Origin of the sequence: Bacillus sp. PS217 (assembly GCF_037963535.1) — a bacterium.
Classification (GTDB): domain Bacteria; phylum Bacillota; class Bacilli; order Bacillales; family Bacillaceae; genus Bacillus; species Bacillus subtilis.
Window position 1 is genome coordinate 1,933,009 of sequence record NZ_CP150157.1, and the last position, 21,180, is coordinate 1,954,188.

Annotated in this window: 29 protein-coding genes; 19 read left to right on the forward strand and 10 right to left on the reverse strand. The window is 41.2% G+C overall.

Going from position 1 to position 21,180, the window contains the following annotated elements; all coding sequences use genetic code 11:
* Nucleotides 1-341: 341 nt before the first annotated feature.
* Nucleotides 342-959, reverse strand: a complete 618-nt coding sequence (lexA, locus tag NSQ83_RS09825; protein WP_003238209.1) for a transcriptional repressor LexA — start codon at nt 957-959, stop codon at nt 342-344.
* 150 nt (nt 960-1,109) lie between these two features.
* Here lexA and yneA point away from each other — a divergent pair, with 150 nt between their 5' ends.
* From yneA to NSQ83_RS09855, 6 genes are all read left to right on the forward strand, one after another.
* Nucleotides 1,110-1,427, forward strand: coding sequence for a cell division suppressor protein YneA (yneA, locus tag NSQ83_RS09830; RefSeq protein WP_003231598.1), 318 nt, complete (start codon nt 1,110-1,112; stop codon nt 1,425-1,427).
* Nucleotides 1,428-1,445: 18 nt separating this feature from the next.
* On the forward strand, nt 1,446-2,099 hold the full coding sequence (locus tag NSQ83_RS09835) for a recombinase family protein (RefSeq protein ID WP_015714011.1): 654 nt from the start codon (nt 1,446-1,448) through the stop codon (nt 2,097-2,099).
* A 63-nt stretch (nt 2,100-2,162) separates the two neighbouring features.
* Nucleotides 2,163-2,396: a DUF896 domain-containing protein gene (locus NSQ83_RS09840; RefSeq protein ID WP_003231595.1), complete on the forward strand. Its 234-nt coding sequence runs from the start codon at nt 2,163-2,165 to the stop codon at nt 2,394-2,396.
* Nucleotides 2,397-2,564: 168 nt separating this feature from the next.
* A complete protein-coding gene (gene tkt / locus NSQ83_RS09845; protein ID WP_033885144.1) occupies nt 2,565-4,568 on the forward strand; it encodes a transketolase in 2,004 nt (667 codons plus the stop codon).
* Nucleotides 4,569-4,720: 152 nt separating this feature from the next.
* Nucleotides 4,721-5,167 (forward strand): sporulation inhibitor of replication protein SirA, encoded by a 447-nt coding sequence (sirA, locus tag NSQ83_RS09850; RefSeq protein WP_003231591.1) that lies wholly within the window; start codon nt 4,721-4,723, stop codon nt 5,165-5,167.
* Between the two features lie 85 nt (nt 5,168-5,252).
* On the forward strand, nt 5,253-5,471 hold the full coding sequence (locus NSQ83_RS09855) for a YneF family protein (protein ID WP_003221221.1): 219 nt from the start codon (nt 5,253-5,255) through the stop codon (nt 5,469-5,471).
* A 73-nt stretch (nt 5,472-5,544) separates the two neighbouring features.
* Here the strand turns inward: NSQ83_RS09855 and ynzD are convergent, their stop codons facing one another.
* Nucleotides 5,545-5,718 (reverse strand): aspartyl-phosphate phosphatase YnzD, encoded by a 174-nt coding sequence (ynzD, locus tag NSQ83_RS09860; RefSeq protein WP_010886518.1) that lies wholly within the window; start codon nt 5,716-5,718, stop codon nt 5,545-5,547.
* Nucleotides 5,719-5,937: 219 nt separating this feature from the next.
* Here ynzD and ccdA point away from each other — a divergent pair, with 219 nt between their 5' ends.
* The 3 genes from ccdA (at nt 5,938) to NSQ83_RS09875 (ending at nt 7,666) form a co-directional block, all read left to right on the forward strand.
* A complete protein-coding gene (ccdA, locus tag NSQ83_RS09865) occupies nt 5,938-6,645 on the forward strand; it encodes a cytochrome c-type biogenesis protein CcdA (protein WP_198879137.1) in 708 nt (235 codons plus the stop codon).
* 88 nt (nt 6,646-6,733) lie between these two features.
* Nucleotides 6,734-7,096 carry a response regulator gene (locus NSQ83_RS09870; RefSeq protein ID WP_003245707.1) on the forward strand — a complete coding sequence of 121 codons (363 nt, stop codon included), beginning with the start codon at nt 6,734-6,736 and terminating at the stop codon, nt 7,094-7,096.
* A gap of 78 nt (nt 7,097-7,174) precedes the next feature.
* Nucleotides 7,175-7,666: a CcdC family protein gene (locus NSQ83_RS09875; protein ID WP_010886519.1), complete on the forward strand. Its 492-nt coding sequence runs from the start codon at nt 7,175-7,177 to the stop codon at nt 7,664-7,666.
* A gap of 30 nt (nt 7,667-7,696) precedes the next feature.
* On the opposite strand, the gene yneK is transcribed toward NSQ83_RS09875, so the two are convergent.
* From yneK to sspO, 4 genes are all read right to left on the reverse strand, one after another.
* The gene (gene yneK, locus NSQ83_RS09880; protein ID WP_015251998.1) at nt 7,697-8,125 is read right to left on the reverse strand and encodes a DynA interaction protein YneK; all 429 of its coding nucleotides are present in this window, start codon (nt 8,123-8,125) and stop codon (nt 7,697-7,699) included.
* Between the two features lie 234 nt (nt 8,126-8,359).
* Nucleotides 8,360-8,752, reverse strand: a complete 393-nt coding sequence (gene cotM / locus NSQ83_RS09885) for an outer spore coat protein CotM (RefSeq protein ID WP_072174018.1) — start codon at nt 8,750-8,752, stop codon at nt 8,360-8,362.
* Nucleotides 8,753-8,832: 80 nt separating this feature from the next.
* Nucleotides 8,833-8,979, reverse strand: a complete 147-nt coding sequence (locus NSQ83_RS09890) for a small acid-soluble spore protein P (RefSeq protein WP_003221237.1) — start codon at nt 8,977-8,979, stop codon at nt 8,833-8,835.
* 31 nt (nt 8,980-9,010) lie between these two features.
* A complete protein-coding gene (sspO, locus tag NSQ83_RS09895) occupies nt 9,011-9,157 on the reverse strand; it encodes an acid-soluble spore protein SspO (protein ID WP_003244839.1) in 147 nt (48 codons plus the stop codon).
* Nucleotides 9,158-9,384: 227 nt separating this feature from the next.
* Between sspO and acnA the strand changes: the two genes are divergently transcribed.
* The 7 genes from acnA to NSQ83_RS09930 all read left to right on the forward strand — a co-directional run bounded on the left by acnA (nt 9,385) and on the right by NSQ83_RS09930 (nt 14,219).
* Complete coding sequence (acnA, locus tag NSQ83_RS09900) at nt 9,385-12,114, forward strand: aconitate hydratase AcnA (RefSeq protein ID WP_021479772.1); 2,730 nt, start codon at nt 9,385-9,387, stop codon at nt 12,112-12,114.
* Nucleotides 12,115-12,185: 71 nt separating this feature from the next.
* Nucleotides 12,186-12,698 carry a redoxin domain-containing protein gene (locus NSQ83_RS09905; RefSeq protein WP_029726674.1) on the forward strand — a complete coding sequence of 171 codons (513 nt, stop codon included), beginning with the start codon at nt 12,186-12,188 and terminating at the stop codon, nt 12,696-12,698.
* Between the two features lie 80 nt (nt 12,699-12,778).
* Entirely contained in the window at nt 12,779-12,904 is a 126-nt protein-coding gene (locus tag NSQ83_RS09910) for an FbpB family small basic protein (RefSeq protein ID WP_003244964.1), read from the forward strand.
* A 64-nt stretch (nt 12,905-12,968) separates the two neighbouring features.
* A complete protein-coding gene (sspN, locus tag NSQ83_RS09915; RefSeq protein WP_003231569.1) occupies nt 12,969-13,115 on the forward strand; it encodes an acid-soluble spore protein SspN in 147 nt (48 codons plus the stop codon).
* Between the two features lie 36 nt (nt 13,116-13,151).
* Nucleotides 13,152-13,403, forward strand: a complete 252-nt coding sequence (gene tlp / locus NSQ83_RS09920) for a small acid-soluble spore protein Tlp (RefSeq protein WP_003231568.1) — start codon at nt 13,152-13,154, stop codon at nt 13,401-13,403.
* A gap of 84 nt (nt 13,404-13,487) precedes the next feature.
* Nucleotides 13,488-13,904: a YbgC/FadM family acyl-CoA thioesterase gene (locus tag NSQ83_RS09925; protein WP_029726675.1), complete on the forward strand. Its 417-nt coding sequence runs from the start codon at nt 13,488-13,490 to the stop codon at nt 13,902-13,904.
* Nucleotides 13,905-13,919: 15 nt separating this feature from the next.
* On the forward strand, nt 13,920-14,219 hold the full coding sequence (locus tag NSQ83_RS09930; protein WP_080529366.1) for a hypothetical protein: 300 nt from the start codon (nt 13,920-13,922) through the stop codon (nt 14,217-14,219).
* Between the two features lie 30 nt (nt 14,220-14,249).
* Here NSQ83_RS09930 and NSQ83_RS09935 read toward each other — a convergent pair whose 3' ends face one another.
* Nucleotides 14,250-14,537 (reverse strand): HesB/YadR/YfhF family protein, encoded by a 288-nt coding sequence (locus NSQ83_RS09935; RefSeq protein ID WP_003231562.1) that lies wholly within the window; start codon nt 14,535-14,537, stop codon nt 14,250-14,252.
* An 87-nt stretch (nt 14,538-14,624) separates the two neighbouring features.
* The gene (gene plsY, locus NSQ83_RS09940; RefSeq protein ID WP_003231560.1) at nt 14,625-15,206 is read right to left on the reverse strand and encodes a glycerol-3-phosphate 1-O-acyltransferase PlsY; all 582 of its coding nucleotides are present in this window, start codon (nt 15,204-15,206) and stop codon (nt 14,625-14,627) included.
* Nucleotides 15,207-15,375: 169 nt separating this feature from the next.
* Between plsY and NSQ83_RS09945 the strand changes: the two genes are divergently transcribed.
* The 3 genes from NSQ83_RS09945 to parC all read left to right on the forward strand — a co-directional run bounded on the left by NSQ83_RS09945 (nt 15,376) and on the right by parC (nt 20,574).
* Nucleotides 15,376-15,783: a CoA-binding protein gene (locus tag NSQ83_RS09945; RefSeq protein WP_198879136.1), complete on the forward strand. Its 408-nt coding sequence runs from the start codon at nt 15,376-15,378 to the stop codon at nt 15,781-15,783.
* 399 nt (nt 15,784-16,182) lie between these two features.
* Nucleotides 16,183-18,150 (forward strand): DNA topoisomerase IV subunit B, encoded by a 1,968-nt coding sequence (parE, locus tag NSQ83_RS09950; protein ID WP_014479944.1) that lies wholly within the window; start codon nt 16,183-16,185, stop codon nt 18,148-18,150.
* 3 nt (nt 18,151-18,153) lie between these two features.
* On the forward strand, nt 18,154-20,574 hold the full coding sequence (gene parC, locus NSQ83_RS09955) for a DNA topoisomerase IV subunit A (RefSeq protein WP_014479945.1): 2,421 nt from the start codon (nt 18,154-18,156) through the stop codon (nt 20,572-20,574).
* Nucleotides 20,575-20,620: 46 nt separating this feature from the next.
* Here the strand turns inward: parC and NSQ83_RS09960 are convergent, their stop codons facing one another.
* Together NSQ83_RS09960 and NSQ83_RS09965 are read right to left on the reverse strand one after the other, a co-directional pair.
* Entirely contained in the window at nt 20,621-20,746 is a 126-nt protein-coding gene (locus NSQ83_RS09960; protein WP_003231548.1) for a hypothetical protein, read from the reverse strand.
* Nucleotides 20,747-20,771: 25 nt separating this feature from the next.
* Complete coding sequence (locus tag NSQ83_RS09965; protein ID WP_198879135.1) at nt 20,772-21,125, reverse strand: hypothetical protein; 354 nt, start codon at nt 21,123-21,125, stop codon at nt 20,772-20,774.
* Nucleotides 21,126-21,180 lie beyond the last annotated feature (55 nt).

The window sequence follows — 21,180 nt, forward strand, 5'->3', positions numbered from 1 at the left end:
AACTACCTAAACTATGTACTAAATTTTCAGTTATTTCAATTGCTTCGCCCCTTAATAAATATGAAACCGTATCCTTCCACGACCTAAAAAATGAAACGTTTTTAAGAAGATGGCGTCTAATATTTTAAATGTTCATATTTTGATAAAAGTTTCCTAAAGGAAAGAAAATTTCTTGACTTCAACAATATTTTGGTGGATAATTATGGTGTAAACATGATGTTCTTTTTCCTCCTATTCAGGCTCGCACCCAAAAGTCAGGGCGAGCCTGCTTTTTTTGAACAACAAACCCCCTCTCCGTAAAGGAAGAGGGGGTTATTTTATGCATCTGATAGATCAATAGATTAATGGACGGTTCTGAACACGCCAATCACTTTCCCTAGAATGCTGACATTCTGCAAAATGATAGGTTCCATCGTTGGGTTCTCAGGCTGCAAGCGAATGTGGGTATCCTCTTTATAGAATCGTTTTACAGTTGCTTCATCATCTTCTGTCATCGCAACTACAATTTCCCCATTGTTCGCTGTGTTTTGCTGTTTAACGATGACATAGTCCTTATCGAGAATACCAGCATCTATCATACTGTCTCCCATAATCTCCAGCATAAATACATGCTCGTCTGGAGGAACCATGCGGTCTGGGAGCGGAAAATATTCTTCAATATTTTCTACTGCTGTAATAGGAGATCCCGCCGTGACTTTCCCGATGACCGGTACATTAACGACCTGGCTTTGCGGAATGTCTACTTCTTCATCAAGAATTTCTATTGCTCTTGGTTTTGTCGGATCCCGTCTGATCAGCCCTTTTGTTTCCAAGCGGGCCAAATGGCCGTGGACAGTAGAGCTGGACGCAAGCCCGACAGCCTCTCCGATCTCTCTCACGGAAGGCGGATATCCTTTTGATTTAACCTCTGCTTTAATAAAACGGAGGATATCAAGTTGCCTTTTTGATAGCTTCGTCATTTTTCGCACCTCAAAACGTCGATTTTAAGAAGATTATAGCATGATTTTCCTTACAGTACAAACATAGGTTCGAAAAAACAATTGACAGAAACGTTTGTTCGTATATACTGAAATTATAAAAAATGCGAACAAACATTCCTGTTGGAGGTTATGATCATGAGTAAAGAATCTATTATTTTTGTCGGTCTGTTCACAGTGATTTTGAGCGCGGTTATCCTTATGCTGTCATATACAAGCAGCGGCCAAGAGCTTAATCAGTATGTTAAAATAGAAGTCCAGCAAGGCGACACACTCTGGTCAATTGCTGATCAGGTAGCAGATACAAAAAAGATAAACAAAAATGATTTTATTGAATGGGTAGCTGATAAAAATCAACTTCAAACCTCTGATATCCAGCCGGGTGATGAGTTAGTGATCCCATTGAAAAAGAAGCATCAGGATGCATATGAATTAGCAACTGTAAGATAGAGAGGAAAGAGAGATAAAATGAAAGCACTCATTTATGCCCGTGTAAGCACAAATAAAGAACAGCAGGAAACGTCATTAAAGCGGCAGGAGGAGGAGCTTACGGCCATTGCAGCGGAGAACGGCATGGAAGTGGTCAAAGTGATTTCAGAAAAAGCCAGCGGATATGAAATGGATCGGGATGGTGTATTTGAGCTGCTTGATGAGATTAAGAACGCTGGAATTGATGTCATTTTGGTTCAGGATGAGACAAGGCTCGGACGGGGAAACGCAAAAATCGCACTGCTTCATTGTATTTATAGAGAAGGTGTGAAAGTCTATACAACGGCTCATAGAGGTGAACTGGAGTTATCGGAGGCTGACTCAATGGTCTTGGAAATCGTTAGCATTGTGGAAGAGTATCAGCGAAAGATTCACAACATGAAAATCAGACGGGGAATGAAACGTGCAGTAAAAAACGGTTTTAAACCGCAAAAAAACTTAAAAAACCAACATGGGAACAGTGGAAAAGAAAAAATAGAGGTGCCAATCTCTGAGATCGTCCGCCTAAGAGCGAATAAACTGACGTTTGCTGAAATCGCGGCTACCCTAAGAGGGTTTGGCTATGATGTCTCTAAAGCAACCGTTCACCGGCGTTTTCAGGAATACATAGAGAATGAAGAGACAGCAGAGTGAATCAGTTGTAAAACTTTTTTTGATCTAGTACTATATAGACAAAATGCAATAAAGGAGTTTAACATGATTTCAAACGCGAAAATTGCCAGAATTAATGAACTTGCTGCCAAAGCTAAAGCTGGCGTTATTACAGAAGAAGAAAAAGCCGAACAGCAAAAGCTCCGTCAAGAGTACTTGAAAGGTTTTCGTTCTTCTATGAAGAACACGTTAAAAAGTGTGAAAATCATTGACCCAGAAGGCAATGATGTTACACCAGAAAAGCTAAAAAGAGAACAAAGAAATAACAAACTTCACTAATATAAGAGGAATACGGCAATATCGTATTCCTCTTTTGCATATACTATAATCAAAACTCTTATGTGACAAAATTCAACAAGTTTCTCTCAAATTTAAGCTGAAACAGTTGAGAAAAAGTCGTCAGACATTTATGATGTAAGGGTACAACACATAAGGAAGGGGATTTTTATGGATACAATTGAAAAGAAATCAGTTGCTACCATTCGCACACTGTCAATAGACGCTATTGAAAAAGCAAATTCTGGTCACCCAGGGATGCCGATGGGAGCCGCTCCAATGGCATACACGCTGTGGACAAAATTTATGAACGTAAGTCCGGCAAACCCTGGCTGGTTTAACCGTGACCGTTTTGTTTTATCTGCTGGACACGGGTCAGCACTATTATACAGCATGCTTCATTTAAGCGGGTTTGATCTTAGTATTGAAGATCTTAAGGGATTCCGCCAGTGGGGCAGCAAAACACCAGGACATCCGGAATTCGGACATACTGCCGGTGTTGATGCTACAACAGGTCCGCTTGGCCAAGGAATTGCCATGGCAGTCGGTATGGCAATTGCTGAACGCCATTTAGCGGAAACATACAACCGCGATTCATTTAACGTAGTCGATCATTATACATACAGTATTTGCGGTGATGGTGATTTAATGGAAGGTATTTCTTCTGAAGCCGCTTCACTCGCAGGCCATCTTCAGCTTGGCCGTCTGATCGTACTATACGATTCTAATGACATCTCTCTTGATGGAGACCTCGACCGTTCATTCTCTGAAAACGTGAAACAGCGTTTTGAAGCAATGAATTGGGAAGTTCTTTATGTTGAGGATGGAAACAATATTGAAGAATTAACAGCGGCTATCGAAAAAGCACGCCAAAATGAAAAGAAACCTACATTAATTGAAGTGAAAACGACAATCGGATTCGGTTCACCTAACCGTGCCGGTACATCCGGTGTTCACGGTGCGCCGCTTGGTAAAGAGGAAAGCAAATTAACAAAAGAAGCTTACGCGTGGACATATGAAGAAGACTTCTACGTTCCGTCAGAAGTTTATGAGCATTTCGCTGCAGCTGTTAAAGAATCAGGTGAGAAAAAAGAACAAGAATGGAATGCTCAATTCGCTAAATATAAAGAAGTTTATCCTGAACTTGCTGAACAGCTTGAACTGGCAATCAAAGGAGAGCTTCCGAAGGACTGGGATCAAGAGGTTCCTGTGTATGAAAAAGGAAGCAGCCTGGCATCCCGTGCATCTTCCGGTGAAGTTCTCAACGGACTTGCGAAAAAAATTCCTTTCTTTGTCGGAGGTTCTGCTGACCTAGCGGGATCGAACAAAACGACTATTAAAAATGCCGGTGATTTTACAGCGGTTGATTACTCAGGCAAAAACTTCTGGTTTGGTGTACGTGAATTTGCGATGGGTGCAGCCTTAAACGGTATGGCGCTTCATGGCGGTCTTCGTGTATTCGGCGGAACTTTCTTTGTCTTCTCTGATTACCTGCGTCCTGCGATTCGCCTTGCAGCGTTAATGGGCCTTCCTGTGACATATGTCTTCACACATGACAGTATTGCGGTTGGTGAAGACGGTCCGACGCACGAGCCTGTTGAACAGCTTGCTTCACTCCGTGCGATGCCAAACCTTTCTTTGATCCGTCCAGCAGACGGCAATGAGACAGCAGCAGCATGGAAGCTTGCAGTGCAAAGCACTGACCACCCAACAGCGCTAGTGCTTACACGTCAAAACCTTCCTACCATCGATCAAACAGCTGAAGAAGCATTGGCAGGAGTAGAAAAAGGTGCATATGTCGTTTCTAAATCTAAAAACGAAACACCTGACGCTCTTCTCATTGCCTCCGGATCCGAGGTAGGTCTTGCAATTGAAGCGCAGGCTGAATTGGCAAAAGAAAATATCGATGTTTCTGTTGTCAGCATGCCTTCAATGGACCGTTTTGAGAAACAATCTGATGAATACAAAAACAAAGTCCTTCCTGCAGATGTGAAAAAACGTCTTGCAATTGAAATGGGCTCATCATTTGGATGGGGCAAATACACGGGGCTTGAAGGTGACGTTCTCGGCATAGACCGATTCGGTGCATCTGCTCCTGGTGAAACCATCATTAACGAATACGGCTTCTCAGTTCCGAACGTAGTGAATCGAGTTAAGGCATTAATCAATAAGTAAGCTTTTGAAAGAGGATGAGTCAAATCATCCTCTTTTTCTTGTTTATCCGACAAAAATAGTATTGGCTGTTTAACAGTAATAGACAATTCTTTCTTTTCTTCTTTTGTATAATAGAGAGCAAATGAAATGCTGCTGGAAAAGGGGATGAAAAGATGGAACGTCACTACTATACGTACCTGATCAAAGAGGAATTTGCCAATCACTATTTCGGCCGGGAATCGGTTATGTTTGAGCTGTTTCAAGACTATCATTGGACAAGCCTTGAAAAGCAGCAGTATGAAATGACAGAGAAACAGATTCAATATATTACACAGCCAATCCCTATTTTACATATGCATCAGCGGTTAAAAATGAATTTAAACAAGACGGATTACAGGCAGCTGGATTATATTTATAGAATAGCTTTGCCGAAAGCAAAAGGCCACGCGACGTTTATGATGAAGGAGCACATGATAGAAATTGTGGCTTCGGGAGATTACGAGGCAGAAACGATATTCTTTGAAGTGTTAAGAAAAGTAAGCCCTTGCTTTTTAGCAATGGATTTCAATTCGAAGCGTTACGGATGGCTAAATCCGGTGAAAGAAAGAAATTTTGTCTAAAACCGAAGAAAAAGAGATGTAAATGTTGTATAATAGCTTTTGGTTTAGTACACTTTAAACTAGACAACATGAAGGAGGAAATAAAATGACTTTATGGGTTGGCATCCTAGTGGGCGTTGTTGCATTGCTCATAGGTGTTGCACTCGGGTTTTTTATTGCTCGTAAATATATGATGAGCTACCTGAAAAAGAATCCGCCTATTAATGAACAAATGTTACGCATGATGATGATGCAAATGGGAATGAAACCTTCTCAAAAGAAAATCAATCAAATGATGAAAGCCATGAATAATCAAACGAAATAATACGTAAAGATTATGATATAGAGAAACATGGTTATAAAATAAAAAACCCTTATACGGGTTTTTTATTTTGCAATCATTCATCACCCGCTACTGCTCGAAGGCGCTGCTTTTGATATTGTATGAGAAGATGGTCAAGCTCCTGACTGAGCTCTATCGTAATATGAGATGTCATTCCGTTCGCCATGACAATTTGCAGCAGCTCTGCTCTTTTTTTTTCAATTTCTTTTAATAGATGCTCTCTAATCACAGGGATGTATCCTTTCATACATTAGATCTTCAAAGTGAATGTTTATATTATATCCATATTTATACTAATTTTCAAATGAGAAGGAGTATAATGTCTCAATGTCAAATTAAATTATATAAGTTTTTTCTGAAAATAGAAATCCTTCAAGTGAAAGTGTTAAAAAAATGAAATGATTTTGTCATAACTTGAAGGAATGTCAAATCATGAAGGGATGATGACATGGGAGACGTGAATTATTTTTTGACATTCGGAGCGGGGTTTTTATCCTTTATTTCGCCTTGCTGCCTGCCGCTTTACCCAGCTTTTTTGTCATATATTACAGGGGTCAGCATGGACGATGTAAGAACTGAAAAGCTGCTGCTGCAGAAAAGAAGCTTGTTTCATACTTTGTGTTTTTTGCTTGGCTTTTCAGTCATTTTTATTGCTTTAGGCTATGGAACATCTTTTATTGGCAGCCTGTTTAGGGATTATCACGATGCGATTCGGCAAATTGGCGCGTTGCTTATTATTTTGTTCGGTTTCATTACACTCGGGGTGTTCCGGCCTGAGGCTATGATGAAAGAGCGGAGAATCCATTTTAAGCATAAACCAAGCGGGTTTTTAGGTTCGGTCATAATCGGAATGGCATTTGCAGCTGGATGGACACCATGTACCGGTCCGATATTAGCTGCTGTTATCACACTTGCAGGCACCAATCCGGGCTCAGCGGTGCCATACATGATGTTATATGTACTCGGTTTTGCGGTACCGTTTCTTTTATTGTCTTTTTTTATCACAAAGCTGAAGTGGATAAGGAAGAACCAGCTTTTCATTATGAAAGCTGGCGGCGTTTTGATGATTGTGATTGGTGTGCTGTTATTCTTTAATTGGATGAGCCTGATCATTATTTTGCTGTCAGATCTTTTTGGAGGCTTTACTGGTTTTTGACGGTAAATTACTTTCGTACTACTACTAATCCTTTTGTTTTTGGTACAATAAGACTATTATCTGTGGAAATCGATTGTTGGAGGGGAATATGACAAGAGTTTTAGTTGTAGACGACGCCAAGTTCATGAGAGTGAAAATCAGAGAGATCTTGGAAGAGGCAAATTACATAATCGCAGGCGAAGCGGCGGACGGTGAACAAGCAGCTGACCTGTATAAAAAACTGCGCCCGGACCTTGTGACAATGGATATTACAATGCCGGTGAAAAACGGCATAAAAGCGCTTCGTGATATCTTAACCTTTGATCCTAAAGCGAAGGTCATCATGTGCACCGCCATGCGCCAGCAAAGAATTGTAACGGAAGCAATTGAGCTGGGGGCAAAGGATTTTATTGTTAAGCCGTTTGAGGAAACAAAAGTGCTGGAAGCTGTAAGCCGCGTTATGGGACATTAAAGTCATTTCTTTTCAAAATGGTTTTTTTTATTGTTTTGGAGTATAGTATATAGTATCAACACTCCGAGAAACAAAGGAATGATAAGTATGATGATTATAGTTTCATCGATTATTGCTGTGTTAATGGCTGTAGCTGTGATGGTGGTCAGAATAAAGTCCTCTGACAAGCCTGTTTCACCAAAAAAAATCATTCTCCCGCCGATTTTTATGAGTACGGGAGCGTTAATGTTTTTATTTCCGGTATTTTGGGTAACTGGTGCAGAGTTTTTGGAAGCATTCACTTTAGGTGTGATTTTCTCTATTTTTCTAATCAAAACTTCTAAGTTCGAAATTAAAAATAATGAAATTTACATGAAACGCTCTAAAGCATTTGTTTTTATATTAGTCGGTCTTTTGGTGATCAGAATCGTGATGAAATCGATCTTGAGCACATCAATTGATTATGGTGCACTGAGCGGAATGTTTTGGATTCTGGCTTTCGGTATGATTGTGCCTTGGAGAATCGCCATGTATTTATCATATCGAAAACTTCATAACGAGCTGCAGTCATCTAATATTCAAATGAATTAAAAAACCTTTCCTCTTGTCAGGAAAGGTTTTTTATTTGAGAAGGGTCTGATAAGGTTCCAAATCGATTTTTTTGTCCCGCAGATGCCTTTTTAAGAAGGTATGGTCTCTTTTAGGAGTTGCGAGAATATAGCCTTTGATCATAAGTTGCTGATCAATCTTTGCTACCTTTTCTTTTATTGCAAGCTCACCGATTTTGCCTGCGATTTTGGCTTTTGCTGCATCTCTGAACAGCTCTGGCACCGGCGCAGTCAATTCATCTAGAAACTGTTTGTTTTCATCGTTCCATAAATGTCTGCTGTTTTCAATATAGTAATCCTGCCAATCAAGCTCTGATCTGCCGTCCTCTTTTGGTAAACGCTTTAAAAACTTTCGAAACATGAAAAAACCGCCGATTGATAATAAGACTACCATCATGATCACCCAAAACAGAATAAACCATAAAAACCATCCTTCCAGCATCAATCATTCCCCCTTATTCTAACCATATTGTATACGAAGAGAGATTAGAAGAACACAGTAAAAAAAGAATAGAAAAAAGTGATAGACGTCTAGTCAAAAGAGATAGTAGATCATATTCTATTGTATAGTGAATCTGCTATTTGGCCATGGGAGAGTCACTAGAGGGTATTTGACGATAAATGGACGGAAAAAAAAGTCACTTTCATAATAGGGGATGAAAGTGACTTTTTATGTTTAGCTGAGAGGAAATTGAAGAGAAAAAGAAGAGCCATCTTCTGTTTCTTTATTGACGGCGACTGTGAGTATTTGATTTTCGCATTCGGCTTGAATGGTTTTGTCATTAAAATAAAAAGGAAGCATCATTTGTTTTTCAAAAGTCTGTCCTGACGATTTGACAGTTAAGATGAACTCGCATCCAGAAAGGGTAACTGTTACTTGTGTAGGCTGTAAAAAAGTCAGATCCGCTTCTATAATATACTGCTGACTTGTTTCATATAAATCAATAGGCAATGTTTCGTCGTACCAGGCGAAGGGGTCTTCAAAAAATTGCCGAAGCCATTCATCCATACTATCGAAATCATTTGCATCGTTGCGTTTTGAATGGTCCATGGAAGCATTCCTCCACATATCAACCTTGCTTAACATCATATGCGGTGGATTATAAATGGGTGAACGCATAAAAAAACAGACACTAAGGTCTGCTTTTCTTACATATCATGGCTTGAGTTGTGCTTTTGTCTTGTATGGTTTCGGTTCTTTACTTTTTTGCTTCCGCTTAGAGGCTCAGGTTGGCCGGGATTGTGTCCTTTGGGGGCGTTTTTATGCATATCTTTACTTGTATTCTTATTGGTCATAAAATGAGAACCTCCTTAAAAGAGTTCGGTGTTATTGATTGGTTTTTCTTTTTTTGTTATTTTGGCGTTCTGCTTCAGTCAGTACAAGCTGGTCGTTTTCAATATAGCCGGCGCCTTTGCCTTGGCTTTTTGCGTCATTCATTCCGTTAATGACGTGATTCGCTTTTCTTTTGACCATCATTATCACCTCAATCATAATATGGCTTCTTTTATTGTGTTATATGAGAGAGCGTAAACAGTAAAAATTACCGGTACATTTTTCTCATAAGTCGAACTTATTGTATTTAATAAAAACATTGATATTTACTTATGTATGATTTTGTTTTAATATGAAATTGTGAGAAAATTGTGATGGAATGTAATGTTCATCTGAGAATGATCTGATCTGAAGGGGGATTTTGGAGAATGGCAAACGAGCAAAAAACTGCAGCAAAAGACGTTTTCCAAGCGAGAAAAACGTTTACTACAAATGGGAAAACATATCATTACTACTCTTTAAAAGCGTTAGAAGATTCAGGTATAGGAAAGGTTTCGAAGCTTCCTTATTCCATCAAAGTTCTTTTAGAATCAGTATTGCGTCAAGTTGACGGCTTCGTTATCAAAAAAGAACACGTGGAAAATTTGGCAAAATGGGGAACTGCCGAATTAAAGGATATCGACGTTCCGTTCAAACCGTCTCGTGTTATTTTACAAGACTTCACAGGGGTTCCGGCAGTAGTAGATCTGGCTTCACTGCGTAAAGCAATGGCAGCTGTCGGCGGAGATCCTGATAAAATCAACCCTGAAATTCCTGTTGATCTCGTTATCGATCACTCTGTACAGGTAGATAAAGCGGGTACAGAAGATGCATTAGCAGTAAATATGGACTTGGAATTCGAAAGAAATGCAGAGCGCTACAAATTTTTAAGCTGGGCAAAGAAAGCGTTTAACAATTATCAGGCAGTACCGCCTGCAACAGGTATTGTGCACCAGGTCAACCTTGAGTTCTTGGCAAGTGTTGTCCATGCCATTGAAGAAGACGGCGAGCTTGTAACGTATCCTGATACGCTTGTCGGAACAGACTCACACACAACAATGATTAACGGTATCGGTGTTCTCGGCTGGGGTGTCGGTGGAATTGAAGCTGAAGCGGGAATGCTTGGACAGCCTTCTTACTTCCCAGTTCCAGAGGTAATCGGCGCGAAACTTGTCGGCAAGCTTCCAAACGGAACAACAGCTACTGACTTGGCGTTAAAAGTAACACAAGTGCTGCGTGAAAAAGGCGTTGTCGGTAAATTTGTTGAATTCTTCGGACCGGGAATTGCTGAACTGCCGCTTGCAGATCGCGCAACAATTGCGAATATGGCTCCGGAATACGGTGCTACATGCGGATTCTTCCCAGTAGATGAAGAAGCGCTTAACTACCTGCGCCTGACTGGCCGTGATCCTGAACATATTGATGTTGTTGAAGCATACTGCAGAAGCAATGGCTTGTTCTACACTCCAGATGCGGAAGACCCTCAATTTACTGATGTGGTTGAAATTGACCTGTCTCAAATTGAAGCAAACTTATCGGGTCCAAAGCGTCCTCAGGATTTGATCCCGCTATCTGCTATGCAGGAAACGTTTAAAAAGCACTTAGTCAGCCCTGCAGGTAACCAAGGATTCGGTTTAAATGCTGAGGAAGAAAATAAAGAAATTAAGTTTAAACTCCTTAACGGTGAAGAAACAGTTATGAAAACGGGTGCGATCGCCATTGCTGCGATTACAAGCTGTACAAATACATCAAACCCATACGTTCTGATCGGCGCCGGACTGGTAGCGAAAAAAGCGGTTGAGTTAGGGCTTAAGGTGCCTAATTACGTGAAAACGTCACTTGCACCGGGTTCTAAAGTTGTTACAGGATATCTTGTGAATTCAGGCCTTCTTCCATACATGAAAGAGCTTGGCTTTAACCTCGTTGGGTACGGCTGTACAACATGTATCGGGAACTCAGGCCCGCTTTCACCGGAAATTGAAGAAGCGGTTGCGAAAAATGATCTTCTGATTACGTCTGTCCTTTCCGGAAACCGTAACTTTGAAGGACGTATTCACCCGCTTGTTAAAGGCAACTATCTTGCTTCACCGCCGCTTGTTGTGGCATATGCGCTGGCTGGAACGGTAAACATTAACTTGAAAACCGATCCAATCGGTGTGGGCAAGGATGGTCAAAACGTATACTTTAATGATATTTGGCCGTCAATGGACGAAATCAATGCACTTGTTAAGCAAACTGTTACGCCAGAGCTATTCCGCAAAGAGTATGAAACAGTATTTGATGACAACAAGCGCTGGAACGAAATTGAAACAACAGATGAAGCTTTATATAAATGGGATAGCGAGTCAACTTACATTCAAAATCCGCCATTCTTCGAAGAAATGTCTGTTGAGCCGGGCAAGGTTGAACCATTAAAAGGTTTGCGTGTTGTCGGTAAATTCGGTGATTCAGTCACAACTGACCATATTTCTCCTGCGGGGGCAATCGGAAAAGATACGCCTGCCGGAAAGTACTTGCAAGAAAAAGGTGTTTCTCCTCGTGACTTTAACTCCTACGGTTCCCGCCGCGGAAACCATGAAGTCATGATGAGAGGAACATTTGCAAACATTCGCATCAAAAACCAAATTGCACCGGGTACAGAAGGCGGATTTACAACGTACTGGCCGACTGGTGAAGTAACATCCATCTATGATGCGTGCATGAAATACAAAGAAGATAAAACTGGTCTTGTTGTATTAGCAGGAAAAGACTATGGTATGGGATCTTCACGTGACTGGGCTGCAAAAGGAACAAACCTTCTCGGCATCAGAACGGTCATTGCAGAGAGCTTCGAAAGAATTCACAGAAGCAACCTTGTATTCATGGGTGTGCTGCCGCTTCAGTTTAAACAAGGTGAAAATGCGGATACACTCGGCTTAACGGGTAAAGAAGTCATTGAGGTAGATGTTGATGAAACAGTTCGTCCTCGTGACCTTGTAACTGTAAGAGCAATCAATGAAGACGGCAATGTAACAACTTTTGAAGCAGTCGTCCGCTTTGATAGTGAAGTTGAAATTGATTACTACCGCCATGGCGGCATCCTTCAAATGGTGCTTCGTGAAAAAATGAAGCAGTCCTGATGAATCAATAGGAAGAGAAGGCATTTCGCTTTCTCTTCTTTTTATGACACAATGTGCTGCGGAGGTGGCATATGCTGAAAAAATGGCTCGCAGGGATCCTGCTTATCATGCTTGCCGGTTATACGGGATGGAATTTATATCAAACATACAGCAAAAAAGAAGTCGGAATTCAAGAGGGGAAACAAGCACCTGATTTTTCTTTGAAAACGCTGTCAGGAGAGAAAAGCTCTTTACAGGATGCAAAAGGCAAAAAAGTGCTGCTCAATTTTTGGGCAACTTGGTGTAAACCGTGCCGTCAGGAAATGCCTGCGATGGAAAAGCTGCAAAAAGAGTACGCCGACAAACTTGCGGTTGTTGCGGTAAATTTCACTTCAGCTGAGAAAAGTGAGAAACAGGTCCGAGCGTTTGCTGATACGTATGATTTAACATTCCCCATTCTGATTGATAAAAAAGGGATCAATGCTGACTATAACGTGATGTCATATCCAACGACATATATCTTAGATGAAAAAGGTGTTATCCAAGACATACACGTTGGCACCATGACAAAAAAAGAAATGGAACGAAAACTGGATCTTGATTAGATTCAGTTTTTTTTATGCTCAGATATGCTTACAAGTTTTCAGAATTGGAAAAAATAAAAGAATATGCGGAGGTGAGAAGCGTGAAGAAGATGAGAAAACGTTCTTTTCATGAGCTCGTCATGGAAAACAAAAAAGAGCTTATGACCAATACAGAGTATTTAAATCAGCTTGAGGAAAAGCTTGAACAGCGATTTAAGCAAAAATAACCTTTAATTTGTATTCATGTTTACCCCTCCTTTTGAGAAACCTATCTGTTGAGGAGGGATAAACATGGGAAACAACAAGAAAAACGGTCAGCCTCAATATGCTCCAAGCCACTTGGGTACAAAGCCTGTAAAATATAAAGCCAATAAAGGGGAAAAAATGCATGATACTTCAGGACAGCGGCCGATTATCATGCAGACAAAAGGCGAGTAGCGAAAATTCGAGTTTATTTCTAGGAGGTACATCCGAATGACAAAGAACCAAAATCAATATCAGCAGCCTAATCCTGATGATCGCTCTGACAATGTGGAAAAATTGCAGGATATGGTTCAAAATACAATTGAAAATATAGAAGAAGCAGAAGCATCAATGGAGTTTGCTTCAGGAGAAGATAAACAGCGTATCAAAGAAAAAAATGCAAGACGCGAACAGAGCATTGAAGCGTTTCGTAATGAAATACAGGACGAATCTGCAGCGAGACAAAACGGATACCGTTCTTAAAAAACCAGGGAAACCTGGTTTTTTTCTTTCTGATTTGATTATGGTAAAATGGGGCTAAATTGACGTTAAGGGAGCAGAGTAATCTTGCATGTATCAATAAAAGAAATAGAAGTGCGTTATGCAGAAACAGATCAAATGGGAATTGTCTATCACGCAAATTATCTTGTGTGGATGGAGGTCGGCAGAACGGCCTTGATTAAGGACTTAGGCTTTTTATATAGTGATATGGAAAAAAGAGGCGTTCTGTCCCCAGTCGTTGATATCAACATTTCCTATAAAAAGCCGCTTCATTACGGAGAAACCGCGGTTGTACATACATGGATAGAGGAATATAACGGCTTTAAAACCGTCTATGGTTATCACATTTATAATCCGGCCGGTGAGCTTTCCATCAAAGCCACCTCATCTCATATTTGTGTGGATAAAGAAAGCTTTAAGCCAATTCAATTCCGCAAAGCTTTTCCTGATTGGCACACATCATATGAAAAGGCCAAAAAATAGGGAAGTGAATGGGATATGGCGTTTGGTGTGAAACGGGAGGAACTTAACCGGTGGAAACAAGCAGTGAAAAGAGGAGAAATCGCATTTTTAACACATTACTGGCTGGATGACCGATTTCCAGAAGCAAGGACTGTGACAAAAGTCGGCTGTGCAGACATTGATAAGCTGGTTCAGTGGGGAGCGGCATACGGGTTAAAAAAAGAATGGATCCATAAGAAAAGTGAATTTCCTCACTTTGATCTATTGGGTGAGACCCAAAAATATATTTTGGAACAAGAAAACCTAACCGATCATCTTATACGATTTCATTTGTAAAAAAAGAACGCACATGATGTGCGTTCTTTTTTATTGGTATTCAAAAACCGGTTCATCAGCGTCTTCTGAATAGCTGACGAGAAGGTCGTGGTTATCAAAGTACCATAAATCACTTTCTTCAATAAAGAAGGTAATGCCGTCAGCTTCTGCAGTGACTCCAGCCTCTTGTGGGGCATCTTTCGCTACACCGAGAGAAAAACCCTTTTGAACGTTGCTGCAGCCACCATAGCGGACGAAAAAGCGAACCTGGTCTCCGCTTTCCAAATCGAGTTCTTCTTTATACCAGTTCAATGCGTCTTCGTTAATTGTCATATTCATAACAGAACACCCCTTTGTTCTTCATTTGAATTTTCTCTATTATAAACGTATTAGGCTATTCTGTGTCAAAAGAGAAGTTTTTTAAGCTTATAACCATTTTACTTTAGGTTCTGTTTTATTGATAATTCGTTTAATGTTCGCTCGGTGTCTGTATATCACAAAAATAGTGAGCAGGGTAACGACAATCAATAAATACGTATCATGGACAAAGAAACTATATATAACAGTATAGATCCCTGTTAACATCGATGAGAGAGAAACAAATTTAGTCAAGTATAAAAAGATGAAGAATACCGCAACCATCGTGATAAATAACAGGGGTGCGTAAAATAGCAAAACGCCTCCTGATGTCGCCACGGCTTTACCGCCTTTAAATTTGGCGAAGATGGGAAACACGTGGCCTAAAACCGCAAAGACTCCTGCAAGAAGCGGGTGAATATCAACATGCATGAGAAAAGGCAATGCAGTTGCCAGTGTCCCTTTCAAAATATCTCCGGCTATGACGACCGAACCAGCTTTTACACCCAATGTACGGAATGCATTGGTAGCGCCTAAGTTGCCGCTTCCGTGCTCCCGAATATCAATTCCCTTGGCAAGCTTGCCCACAATTAAGCCAGATGGAATGCTACCTATCAAGTAGGCCAAAATAATCAATAAAGCAATTAACATCTACATTTCTCCTTTTTCAAATTCCCTTCTTTTTATTTTAACATGAGATGTCATGATCTGATGATAAGTTTTTTTGTAAAGTTTGCTTACAAATCCAATCAAACATGCATCATATTTTGATTTCTCCTGTTTTGATCGTGTAAAATAAGTAAAAAAGGAGTGACACACGATGCAAAACCCTTCTAAAGCGGAAATTAAAGAGATTCTTCAAAGAAGCAAACGTATAGCGGTAGTAGGGCTTTCAGACCGTCCGGATAGAACATCACATATGGTTTCAAAAGCAATGCAGGACGCGGGTTATGAAATTATCCCTGTGAACCCGACAATTGATGAGGCCCTAGGTGTCAAAGCCGTTTCATCTTTAAAAGAGATTGACGGTCCGATTGACATCGTAAATGTATTCCGGCGCTCAGAACAGCTTCCTGGAGTGGCGGAAGATTTTTTAGAGACAGATGCGCCAGTATTTTGGGCACAGCAAGGGCTAGTTAATGAGGAAGCATACCAGATGCTAAAAGAAAAAGGCAGAACGGTTATCATGGATCTGTGCATAAAAGTGGCACACGCTGTAACAAAATAGGTGCAGAACTGCAAAAATCCTTGTAAATTCAAGGATTTTTGCTTTTTAATTTTAAGATATTGTTTGCGTATTACGGTGAAACAGATACAATAAAGCTTGAACAGCTTTTTTTGAATACCTTGTCCAGCTGGGTTTCGGCCGTTCGATTTGCGAAGGTCTGCTGCTTTATATATAATAAACAAACATACGTTCTTATGGTGTAAAAACAGCACTAGCCGATGTTTTGAGAAGAACTGATTCGTTAGCTCTATGTTGCGATTGCAAACATATTGGTTATAATGAGGAGTCCAAGGCAGTACTGGCTCGAGGCGAGGTTTATAAAAAATATCTTATATACAAATGATGTGTAACACTGAAAAAGAGAAAGACAATGTTAGTTTTTGAAAGGGGTTTGTACGTTTGGCTAGAAAACAGCAATTTGATTACAACGAAGATGCCATACAGGTGCTCGAAGGCCTTGAGGCTGTCAGGAAAAGGCCGGGTATGTATATTGGCTCTACTGACGCGCGGGGTTTGCACCACTTGGTTTATGAAATTGTAGATAACTCTGTCGACGAGGTGCTTGCCGGCCATGGAGATCACATAATCGTCAAAATACATAAAGACAATAGTATTTCTGTACAGGATAGAGGCCGCGGCATGCCGACCGGAATGCATAAGCTCGGCAAACCAACCCCTGAAGTGATTTTAACGGTGCTTCATGCCGGAGGAAAATTCGGCCAAGGCGGCTATAAGACAAGCGGCGGGCTCCACGGAGTTGGTGCATCAGTCGTGAATGCTTTATCTGAATGGCTGACGGTTACCATTGAGCGGGACGGTTTTGTCTATCAGCAGCGATTTGAAAATGGAGGAAAACCGGTTACATCTCTCGAAAAGATCGGCAAAACAAAAAAGACGGGAACTCTTACACACTTTAAGCCAGATCCAACGATGTTCAGCACAACCACTTATAATTTTGAAACGCTCTCTGAGCGCTTAAGAGAGTCTGCGTTTTTGTTAAAAGGACTGAAAATTGAGCTGATTGATGAACGCAATGACCAGCATGAGGTCTTTTATTATGAAAACGGCATAGAAGCGTTTGTTGCTTACTTAAATGAAGAAAAAGACGTCTTGTCTGAAGTGGTCTCGTTTGAGGGTGAGCATCATTCTATAGAAGTGGACTTTGCGTTCCAGTTTAACGATGGTTATTCTGAAAATATTTTGTCGTTTGTCAACAATGTCAGAACAAAAGACGGCGGGACGCATGAGTCAGGTGCAAAAACTGCGATGACGCGTGCTTTTAATGAATATGCGCGAAAAGTGGCTTTGCTGAAAGAAAAGGATAAGAACCTTGAAGGCACCGATATAAGGGAAGGGCTTTCAGCCATTATTTCTGTCCGCATTCCTGAGGAGCTTCTTCAATTTGAGGGACAAACAAAAGGAAAGCTCGGTACCAGTGAAGCAAGATCAGCAGTTGATGCGATTGTTTCAGAGCAGCTTGCTTACTTTTTAGAGGAAAATCGGGACACCGCAACGCTTCTTGTCAAAAAAGCAATCAAGGCGAGCCAGGCGCGCGAAGCGGCACGCAAAGCCCGTGAAGAAGCAAGAAGCGGCAAAAAACGAAAAAAATCAGAAGCGACTTTAAGCGGAAAGCTGACGCCTGCGGGTTCAAGAAACCCGGCAAAAAATGAATTGTATCTCGTTGAGGGAGATTCAGCAGGCGGGTCAGCCAAGCAGGGAAGAGACCGCAGATTCCAAGCGGTACTGCCTTTACGCGGTAAAGTCATTAATACAGAAAAAGCTAAGCTTGCTGATATCTTTAAAAATGAAGAGATCAATACGATCATTCATGCGATCGGCGGAGGAGTCGGAGCAGATTTCTCAATCGATGACATCAACTACGACAAAATCATCATTATGACCGATGCCGATACTGACGGCGCCCATATTCAAGTGCTGCTTCTTACCTTTTTCTATCGCTATATGAAACCGCTCATTGAGCATGGCAAGGTGTTCATTGCACTGCCACCTTTATATAAGGTCAGTAAAGGAAGCGGGAAGAAGGAAATCATTGAATATGCATGGTCTGATGAAGAGATGGGTGATGTCCTGAAAAAAGTCGGCAAAGGCTATACCATTCAACGATATAAGGGTCTTGGAGAGATGAACGCAGACCAGCTGTGGGAAACGACGATGAATCCGGAGTCCCGCACACTTGTTAGGGTCAAAATTGACGATGCGGCACGTGTAGAAAGACGTGTGACGACGTTAATGGGAGACAAAGTAGAGCCGCGCAGAAAGTGGATTGAGAAAAACGTCGCTTTTGGCTTAGATGAAGAAAGCAATATTTTAGAAAATGAAAACTTATCGGTCGCTGAGGAGGTTTAATGATTGTCACAGCCAGAATTATTTCATGATTTACCATTAGAAGAGGTGATCGGCGACCGTTTTGGACGCTACAGTAAATATATTATTCAAGACAGGGCGCTGCCCGATGCGAGAGACGGATTAAAGCCGGTACAGCGCAGAATTCTGTATGCGATGCATACAGATGGAAACACGTTTGATAAAAACTTCAGAAAAGCGGCCAAAACGGTCGGTAATGTCATCGGTAACTATCATCCGCACGGTGACAGCTCGGTTTATGAAGCAATGGTGCGGATGAGCCAGGATTGGAAAGTTCGTAATGTGTTAATCGAAATGCATGGAAACAATGGAAGTATCGACGGAGATCCCCCGGCAGCCATGCGTTATACAGAGGCACGATTATCTCCGATTGCATCTGAGCTTCTTCGGGATATTGACAAAAACACGGTTGAATTTGTGCCGAACTTTGATGATACAAGCAAGGAGCCTGTCGTACTCCCGGCGATGTTTCCTAACCTATTGGTCAACGGATCTACCGGGATTTCAGCAGGATACGCGACCGACATTCCCCCTCATCATCTGGGAGAAGTCATTGATGCTGTCATTAAGCGTATTCAAATGCCATCTTGCTCTGTTGATGAACTCATGGAAGTCATTAAAGGGCCTGATTTTCCGACAGGCGGTATTATTCAGGGCGTTGACGGGATAAGAAAAGCTTACGAAACCGGAAAAGGAAAAATCATTATCCGCGGAAAGGCTGAAATTGAAACAATCAGAGGCGGACGAGAACAAATTGTCATTACTGAAATTCCATTTGAAGTAAATAAAGCAAACCTTGTAAAAAAAATGGACGAGTTCCGTATTGATAAAAAGGTTGAAGGCATCTCAGAGGTTCGTGATGAAACGGATCGAACAGGGCTGAGAGTGGTCATTGAACTGAAAAAAGAAGCTGATGCCAAAGGCATTTTGAATTTCTTATATAAAAATACTGATTTGCAGATCACATATAACTTCAATATGGTGGCTATCCATAACCGCCGTCCGATGCTGATGAGCCTGCCGTCTATTTTGGATGCATATATCGGACACCAAAAGGAAGTTGTCACAAACCGGTCCGTTTACGAGCTTCAAAAAGCTAAAGACAGACATCATATCGTAGAAGGGCTCATGAAAGCTTTGTCTATTTTGGATGAAGTGATTGCAACAATCCGTTCTTCTAGCGATAAACGTGACGCTAAAAACAATTTGATCGCCAAATATGAATTTACAGAGCCTCAGGCTGAAGCCATCGTGTCATTGCAGCTATATCGTTTAACCAATACCGATATCACAGCGCTTAAGGAAGAGGCAGAAGAGCTCGGTAAAAAAATTGAAGAGCTCGAATCTATTCTGAGCAATGATAAAAAACTGCTAAAAGTGATTACAAACAGCTTAAAAGCACTGAAAAAGAAATATGCAGATACGAGACGCTCCGTGATTGAAGAAAAAATTGAAGAAATTAAAATCAATCTCGAAGTCATGGTTGCATCTGAGGATGTATATGTAACCGTTACGAAGGATGGTTACCTAAAACGGACGAGCCAGCGCTCATTTGCCGCTTCCAACGGTCAGGACTTCGGAATGAAAGATACGGACAGGATGCTGCATCAGTTTGAAATGAATACGACAGACGTGCTGCTGCTCTTTACGAACAAAGGAAGCTACATCTATTGTCCTGTTCACCAGCTGCCTGATATCAGATGGAAGGACATGGGCCAGCATTTTTCAAATCTGATCACTATTGACCGTGATGAAACGATTGTAAAGGCCATACCGATAAAAGAATTTGATCCGTCGGCATATCTTCTATTCTTTACGAAAAACGGGATGGTGAAAAAGACAGAGCTCACCCATTATAAAGCACAGCGTTATTCTAAGGCGCTTGTGGCCTTAAATCTGAAGGGTGAAGATGAACTGATTGATGTACATGTAACAAATGGGGAAAGCCAGATCTTTATGGCCACTCACTTAGGGTACGGCCTATGGTTTGGAGAAGACGAAGTGAATGTAGTTGGCGCACGTGCGGCAGGTGTCAAAGGGATTAACTTAAAAGAGGATGACTTTGTTGTCTCCGGTGAGATCCTTCAGCAATCTGATTCAATTGTCTTGTTCACACAGCGGGGAGCGGTAAAACGCATGAGTCTTTCTGAGTTCGAGAAGACATCCCGCGCAAAACGCGGTGTCGTAATGCTAAGGGAACTGAAAAAGAATCCTCACCGTGTTGTAGCACTGTTCGCTTGCGGTCTTGAACAGCGGCTAATGGCAGAAACAGAAAAAGGCGACAGAAAAGAACTGCAGGCAAAAGAGTTGCGGACAAACGACAGATACAGCAATGGCTCTTTCTTTTTTGATGAAGAGGAATCAGGTAAGGTTACAGCTGTTTGGCGCCTTCATACAGAACAATAATAAAAAACCCGCTCATACTATATGAGCGGGTTTCGTTTGTTTTTTATCAGCTTTCATGGTTGGTGAATAGATCTGTTACAGCATGAATGACTTCAATTCCCTGCCATACAAATAAATTCAGCGCTGTGAAAGAAAATAAGCCTAAAATCACCATTCTTAAGATAAACAACATGTTTAACAGCCTCCTCATATTTTCGTTACATAATCGGGTGATGTTGAACATGAAGTTTGCCGAAATAAGACGATTGATAAAATTTGGCCAGTATAAAGCTTTTTTTCCGCTGACGTCTGCGGGAGTATCCCGTACTTTTGCTTTCAGCGGTCAGCAGCAGAACAGCCATTGCCCATAAAGCGGTCAGCGTAAATGCCCCTGTGATGGATTTCTTCTCATCATCAGCATTTTGGCCGACTTTCATCTCATGCATTTCCTGCTGGTCGGCTACGGCTTTATAATGATGGCCGATATCAAAGGCGTGGGGAATTGAGAACAAATGAAAACTGGCAATCGCCAAGAATAAGATGGATGCTTTCAATATCGTTACTTTTTTCAAATGATCTCCCCCTCCTTTAATATTACTGAATATTTTTATAATAATACCCCAATCC

Bases quoted from the DNA above. Each gene is read 5' to 3' on its own strand.
- tkt (WP_033885144.1), top strand. From the start codon at position 2,565: ATGGATACAATTGAAAAGAAATCAGTTGCTACCATTCGCACACTGTCA.
- NSQ83_RS09840 (WP_003231595.1), top strand. From the start codon at position 2,163: ATGATTTCAAACGCGAAAATTGCCAGAATTAATGAACTTGCTGCCAAA.
- NSQ83_RS09960 (WP_003231548.1), bottom strand. From the start codon at position 20,746: ATGTTGTTTATCTTAAGAATGGTGATTTTAGGCTTATTTTCTTTCACA.
- NSQ83_RS09935 (WP_003231562.1), bottom strand. From the start codon at position 14,537: ATGAATATGACAATTAACGAAGACGCATTGAACTGGTATAAAGAAGAA.
- NSQ83_RS09835 (WP_015714011.1), top strand. From the start codon at position 1,446: ATGAAAGCACTCATTTATGCCCGTGTAAGCACAAATAAAGAACAGCAG.
- NSQ83_RS09945 (WP_198879136.1), top strand. From the start codon at position 15,376: ATGCAAAACCCTTCTAAAGCGGAAATTAAAGAGATTCTTCAAAGAAGC.
- sirA (WP_003231591.1), top strand. From the start codon at position 4,721: ATGGAACGTCACTACTATACGTACCTGATCAAAGAGGAATTTGCCAAT.
- NSQ83_RS09930 (WP_080529366.1), top strand. From the start codon at position 13,920: ATGGCGTTTGGTGTGAAACGGGAGGAACTTAACCGGTGGAAACAAGCA.
- tlp (WP_003231568.1), top strand. From the start codon at position 13,152: ATGACAAAGAACCAAAATCAATATCAGCAGCCTAATCCTGATGATCGC.
- cotM (WP_072174018.1), bottom strand. From the start codon at position 8,752: ATGTGGAGGAATGCTTCCATGGACCATTCAAAACGCAACGATGCAAAT.
- NSQ83_RS09905 (WP_029726674.1), top strand. From the start codon at position 12,186: ATGCTGAAAAAATGGCTCGCAGGGATCCTGCTTATCATGCTTGCCGGT.
- plsY (WP_003231560.1), bottom strand. From the start codon at position 15,206: ATGTTAATTGCTTTATTGATTATTTTGGCCTACTTGATAGGTAGCATT.
- acnA (WP_021479772.1), top strand. From the start codon at position 9,385: ATGGCAAACGAGCAAAAAACTGCAGCAAAAGACGTTTTCCAAGCGAGA.
- NSQ83_RS09855 (WP_003221221.1), top strand. From the start codon at position 5,253: ATGACTTTATGGGTTGGCATCCTAGTGGGCGTTGTTGCATTGCTCATA.
- NSQ83_RS09870 (WP_003245707.1), top strand. From the start codon at position 6,734: ATGACAAGAGTTTTAGTTGTAGACGACGCCAAGTTCATGAGAGTGAAA.
- lexA (WP_003238209.1), bottom strand. From the start codon at position 959: ATGACGAAGCTATCAAAAAGGCAACTTGATATCCTCCGTTTTATTAAA.
- NSQ83_RS09890 (WP_003221237.1), bottom strand. From the start codon at position 8,979: ATGACCAATAAGAATACAAGTAAAGATATGCATAAAAACGCCCCCAAA.
- sspO (WP_003244839.1), bottom strand. From the start codon at position 9,157: ATGGTCAAAAGAAAAGCGAATCACGTCATTAACGGAATGAATGACGCA.
- yneK (WP_015251998.1), bottom strand. From the start codon at position 8,125: ATGCTGGAAGGATGGTTTTTATGGTTTATTCTGTTTTGGGTGATCATG.
- sspN (WP_003231569.1), top strand. From the start codon at position 12,969: ATGGGAAACAACAAGAAAAACGGTCAGCCTCAATATGCTCCAAGCCAC.
- yneA (WP_003231598.1), top strand. From the start codon at position 1,110: ATGATCATGAGTAAAGAATCTATTATTTTTGTCGGTCTGTTCACAGTG.
- NSQ83_RS09875 (WP_010886519.1), top strand. From the start codon at position 7,175: ATGATAAGTATGATGATTATAGTTTCATCGATTATTGCTGTGTTAATG.
- ccdA (WP_198879137.1), top strand. From the start codon at position 5,938: ATGGGAGACGTGAATTATTTTTTGACATTCGGAGCGGGGTTTTTATCC.